5 protein-coding genes are annotated in these 5613 nt (G+C 25.4%); 1 reads left to right on the top strand and 4 read right to left on the bottom strand.

From position 1 onward, the window contains the following. Positions 1–1249: cell wall-binding repeat-containing protein (locus tag ACY1IQ_RS20925; RefSeq protein ID WP_461615814.1), on the top strand; the 1249-nt coding region annotated here is incomplete at its 5' end. 340 nt (positions 1250–1589) lie between these two features. Here the strand turns inward: ACY1IQ_RS20925 and ACY1IQ_RS20920 are convergent. From ACY1IQ_RS20920 to ACY1IQ_RS20905, 4 genes are all read right to left on the bottom strand, one after another. Next, a complete protein-coding gene (locus tag ACY1IQ_RS20920) occupies positions 1590–2150 on the bottom strand; it encodes a GNAT family N-acetyltransferase (protein WP_461615813.1) in 561 nt (186 codons plus the stop codon). A 176-nt stretch (positions 2151–2326) separates the two neighbouring features. Next, the gene (locus tag ACY1IQ_RS20915) at positions 2327–3256 is read right to left on the bottom strand and encodes a lysostaphin resistance A-like protein (RefSeq protein WP_461615812.1); all 930 of its coding nucleotides are present in this window, start codon (positions 3254–3256) and stop codon (positions 2327–2329) included. A 743-nt stretch (positions 3257–3999) separates the two neighbouring features. Further along, complete coding sequence (locus ACY1IQ_RS20910; RefSeq protein WP_461615811.1) at positions 4000–4761, bottom strand: class I SAM-dependent methyltransferase; 762 nt, start codon at positions 4759–4761, stop codon at positions 4000–4002. A gap of 113 nt (positions 4762–4874) precedes the next feature. Beyond that, positions 4875–5486 carry a DUF3137 domain-containing protein gene (locus ACY1IQ_RS20905; RefSeq protein WP_461615810.1) on the bottom strand — a complete coding sequence of 204 codons (612 nt, stop codon included), beginning with the start codon at positions 5484–5486 and terminating at the stop codon, positions 4875–4877. Positions 5487–5613: the final 127 nt, after the last annotated feature.

The following is a 5613-nucleotide window of genomic DNA, read 5'->3' as shown; positions in this document are numbered from 1 at the left end:
AGATGCTCTTATGGCAATTAGCCTTGCTAAATCAAAAAATGCACCTATTTTGCTTGTTTCTAAAAATGAAATTAATAATAAAGTAAAAGATGAAATAATTGATCTTAAGGCTAAAAATGCTTATATTGTAGGGGATTATAATAATATATCTGAAACTGTAGAAAGTACACTAAAAGAAATCAACTTAAATATTGAAAGGATCTATGGAAAAGATTATTTTGAGACTTCTATAAAAATAGCCTCTATGATAAAAGATGCAGATGAAGTATTCATAGTATCAGTGAATAGTTTTGCCGATTCACTTTCTATTTCAACAATTTCAGCTATGAAAAACATACCTATTTTATTTACCAACAAAAATAACATACCAGCCGATGTTCTTAATTATATATCAGAAAATCATATAAAAAAATCTTATATAATAGGTGGTAATGGAGTTATATCAGATAACGTAAAAAGCCTCTTACCTAATGCAGTAAGAATTGGTGGTAAAAATAGATATGAAACCAACTTTAATATAATAAAACACTTTGAAGGAGAGTTAGATTTCACTAATCTATATATAACAAAAGGCTATAAATTTCCTGATGCTCTTTCTATAGGTATCGTAGCAGGAAATAATAAAGCTCCTATACTACTTCTTGGTGATAATATAAACGAAGACATAGTAACTAAAATAGATAGTTTATTAGAAAATAAAACTATAATTAATAAGTTTTTGGTTGGAGAAGATATAGATAGTCACCTTTTAAAGTTTATATATGAAAAAAATAGTCATATTACAAAATCACCTAAAACTTTACCTAACAAATATAACGTAGAATATATGTCTTCCTTTGATAAGGAAATTTTTAACTTAACTAATGAACTTAGAAAAAAGCACGGCATTGAGCCATTAATTTGGGATGATAAAATTTACCCTATCGCTAAATATAAATCAAATTCTATGGTACAACTAAATTATTTTAGTCACGGAAACCCTAATTATAATAATAATGGTCCAGAGGTACTAGCAGAAGCTTTCAATTATAAGTATAGTGGATATGGTGAAAATATACTTATGGCTGCATCAGATAATACTTCAAAATATAACGCTAAAAATTTATTTACTTTATGGTTAAATTCACCTTCACATAGGGCAAATATGTTAGATCCCAAGCATAAAAAAATGTCTGTAAGTATAGTAAGAGCACATAACTTAAAAGGCTTTAAATATATTTATTATGGGACTCAGCATTTTTCTAGCTAGAAATGAGATTATTTCAAAAATAAAATTTTAAAATACAGTATTAAAACTAATATATAAATAGTTAAAAATTGGCCTTATTTTTTAACTATTTATATATTCCCCTTATAAATTACCTTAAGCTTATCTTATCCTTTTTTCTAATCCGTACATATCATCTACTTTTTTATTCATAAAAGTACAAGTATCTTTAATTCATTCATTATATATATCCCAATGTTATCTATTATAAAATTTAAAAATATTTCTGCTTGAAAATCACTTATTTCTTTCTCCTTTTATTTTTAAAAAATCTAATTATTTTTTCTTTCATAATTCCTCTTATACTTTTGGCAACTTTATTTTATTCATTATATCTCTCCATACACCATTCTTTTTTTAATAATCCATATAAATACATATCATATCTATTATTATCTCTATAGATTGCTTCTCTATAGACTCCTTCTTTTTTAAATCCTAATTTTTCATAAGTTTTAATGGCTGAAGTATTATAGCTAAATACTGTTAGCTGAAGTCTATAAAGATTGAGTTCCCTAAAACTATAATCTATTAGTAATCTTAAAGCTTCGCTGCCATATCCCTTCTTTCTATTCTTTTCATCACCTATGCATATGGATATCCACGAAGAACCGTTGTTCCACATTATACTTGAAAGAACTAAGAAACCTATCATATTTTTTTCTTCTAATGTTATAATGCTAAAGCAGAAATTTTCTTTACTGTTTATAGTTTCTTCATACCATTTTTCTATAGACTCTTTAGTTTCTGGATACGCTATCTTACCATCATAATTTCTTAAAAAATCTACATCTTCATGCCACATTGTAATTTTATCTACATCCTCTTTTTTTAATGCAGATAACTTAACTCTATCTCCTTTTAATAAATTAGGTATTAACATTTTTTCACCTTCCTTACATCAATATATAAGAAGTACTTTTTAAATTTTTTCTATATTTTTTAAATCAATAATCTATTATTTTAGTTTTCTACAAAATAATATTCTAATTTTTAATTTTAAATCCTTTTGATAAATATAAGATAAAAAGCCCTTTCTACTTTAAGAAAGGGCTTTTATTATGCAGCATTTAGAATCGATAAGGCTATATAATTAAGTATTACTATAGCTACAAAGATTATTGTTGTAACTATAAATGGCCAATTTAAAGGTTTCTCAGCTACAGCATCTTTATCAAGTTCTACACTATCTAAGCTATGATTTTTCTTTAATTTATTCATTATTAATTTAGTTAATAATAGTCCAACTACTATCATGATAATTAATGTTATGATCGTAGTTATTTGTTCTGATCCTGGTAAATCTTTAATAGATTGAGCAGCAGAATCCATTTGTTCATTTTTGCTCATCATCGTTTTTAAAAATACCATCTGTATAGAATTCACAAGAAAATGACAAAGCATTGAAGAATAAATAGATTTAGTTATTCTTACAAGATATCCAAATAATATTCCTAAAGCTAAAGTATATAATAGCCTTTGAATATCCAAATGCATATAAGCAAAATATAATCCTGAAAATATTGCTGCTGTTTTAATGCTAACATTATCATACCCTGATAGTATTAGCCCTCTATAAACTAACTCTTCAAATATGGCAGGAACAATTCCCACAAAGAATATAGTTAAGAGCATAGAAGTTTCAGATACAGGACTCATCATTACATTACTAAAGTTATTAGGTGATATTATAGAAGATATGCCACTTAATCCCATTACTAGAGGTTGGCATACTATTGCTAATAAAATTATTAGTATAATATCTTTTAATGGAAGCTTGTTTAACTTTAAAGTATCTTTTACATTTTCTTTAGTTATTAAAAAGTAAACAACTACTGGAATGAAAAATCCTAATACCTGCATTATCGCTATACTACTAAAAGTTGAAACATTTGCCTCCATAAGCTTTAATTGAACAGTAAATGATAATAAAATCATTAAAATAATAACAATCATTCCGAATAGATTAGCTTTTAATATTTTTTTCATAAAATCCTCCTTACCTAAAAATAATAAAACATTAAATTTTTATAATACCTACTATAGACATCCAATATGAAAACTTAAAATAAACTGTGAAAAATAGATTTTCTATAAAAATAGCTTAACCCTTTAGAAATTAAGAATTAATAGTTAAGAATAGAAGAATTTAAGTTAAAATTTCATTAAAAAGTCTACATTTAATACTATACTATATTTTTACTGACGTAACAAAAGTTTTTATAAATATTTCCAATATTAAAGTTAAATTTTATAATTAAATAAATTCTTTTAAAATGTCTAAAAAATCTTCATAACTATATAAATATATTATATAGCTCTTCTTTTTATTCAATATCTAACATATTATAAATTAATTATAACTTATATTTTGAAATTAAATTTCCAGGGCAATAACACATATATACCATTTTAAAAACTAATATATGTAAAAGCAATTGATGCTTTTTTAAAATGATTAGTCACTTCTTATAAAAAACTAGTTGCTGTAGTCTCTCATAGTATTAGTTAAATTTATTGGTATTGTTCAGAGCTATACTGCACTCAGGTGAATCCTTATACAATCGAAAATTGACAATTGATTAAACTGTTCCCCAGAGGTGAATAAACTAGTAAATATATTACTAGTGAAAAAATTAGTTGATCAACCCTAATTTTTTCTTAATTGTAAATTAATAGCTTTAAGGCAAAACAATAAAAATAAAAAGGGATAATCATATCCCTTTTTGTTTTTACTGTTTCTTTTTAGCTTTTATAAAAAATCTATGGCATATAAAATCTATATACCTTTCTCTTTGAATTTTATTGTGTATTTTTATTAATTTGCCATAATATTTTTCAATTGAAAAATCAGAAATTTGCCATGGTATTACTTTTAAATAATAGATAATAGCTCCTACATCATAAAATCTAGTTTTAGTTATGTCTTCTATTTGGTTTAAAATATGAAAACCACCATCTTCTAGATCTTTTGAAGCTTTTTTTAAATCCCAATGATAAAATTCACTTTGTTCACATCCTAAAGCTGCATTTATGTCACTATCATTTAATCCTCCTACTTGCTGAGTAATAAATATCCCTTCCGGCTTTAATATTCTTTGTATTTCTCTCACAGAATAAGATTCATGTCTATTTATAATTAAGTTAAAAAATTCATTGTTAAAAGGTAATTTTTCATCATCTAAAACTTCATAAACTTCAATTCCTAAAGGAGATAACCTTTCTCTAGCTATAACAATATTAGGTTTATATCCTTCTGTTGCAAAGGTATTTACTGGTAGACTTTTAAAAGAAGCTAAATATTCTCCTCCACCAGTTCCCATATCTAATAAAAATATATTATCTTTTATTTCTTTTAACACCTCATTGGTATAGCTATAACTTAATGGAAACTCCTCCATTCTTCCATTTATATAGGAAAAATCCCATCCAGAGAAGCCTTTATTTATATCTTCTATAAATGAATAGAATAACTTTTCATTTAATATCTTCATATCTTTTCCTCCAATATTTATAATATTCCAAATCTAATTATTATAATGGAGGTCCCCGTGTAAGTTGTCACAGTACACTATATATATCAAATAAAATCATAGTATCCTCTCCTCTATAGTTCTACTGCTGCTTTAGTCTCATAACTACTTCCAATTTCACAGAGCAAATCTAATAGCTCACAGAATAAATTATATAAATCTTTTAACCTTTCTCCATCTTTTATAATACCTAAAGTATGAAAATAAATCTCATCAACATTTTGAGGAAATTCAACACCAAATTTCCCTTCATCATCTCTTATCTCAAGATTTATCTTCTTTTGTCTTGCTATAATATCAAAAATTTTCTCTCTTGATATTATAGTCTTCATTTTTTCTATATTAGTAGTTTTAATTATATAATTATTATTAAACTCTTCATTTCCTGTTTCCATTTCTTCCATATTAACTTCTTCGCCAATAGTATTTAAAATATTTTTGTTATATACTTTAAATCTAAAATCATCTACATTTATAAAAGGAACTCTAATTCTTGTATAAGTCATAGGTGTTTGGCCTGCCATAATAGTATGGCAATCCAATATAATTGTCCAACATTTATATTTTCCTTCAATTCTCTTGTCTTTCCATATTCCTTTGCTTACTATCTCTCCGTTGATTTGGTCACATAGCTTCTCCCAAACTTCATCAACTGTTGGTCCAAAAATACTTTTAAGCTTATTCATAGTTTTTCCCCCTAATTACTTTAATTGTAAAAGTCATTCAAATTCAAACTCATATAGTATTATAAAATAATTTTTCAGAGTGAAGATTTTTCACCTCTACAACTATCCTTATATGCAGTATACTATA

It is taken from the genome of Clostridium sp. Marseille-QA1073, assembly GCF_054863625.1.
The sequence above is the reverse complement of the archived record's forward strand: the minus strand, read 5'-3'. Positions and strand labels throughout refer to the sequence as shown.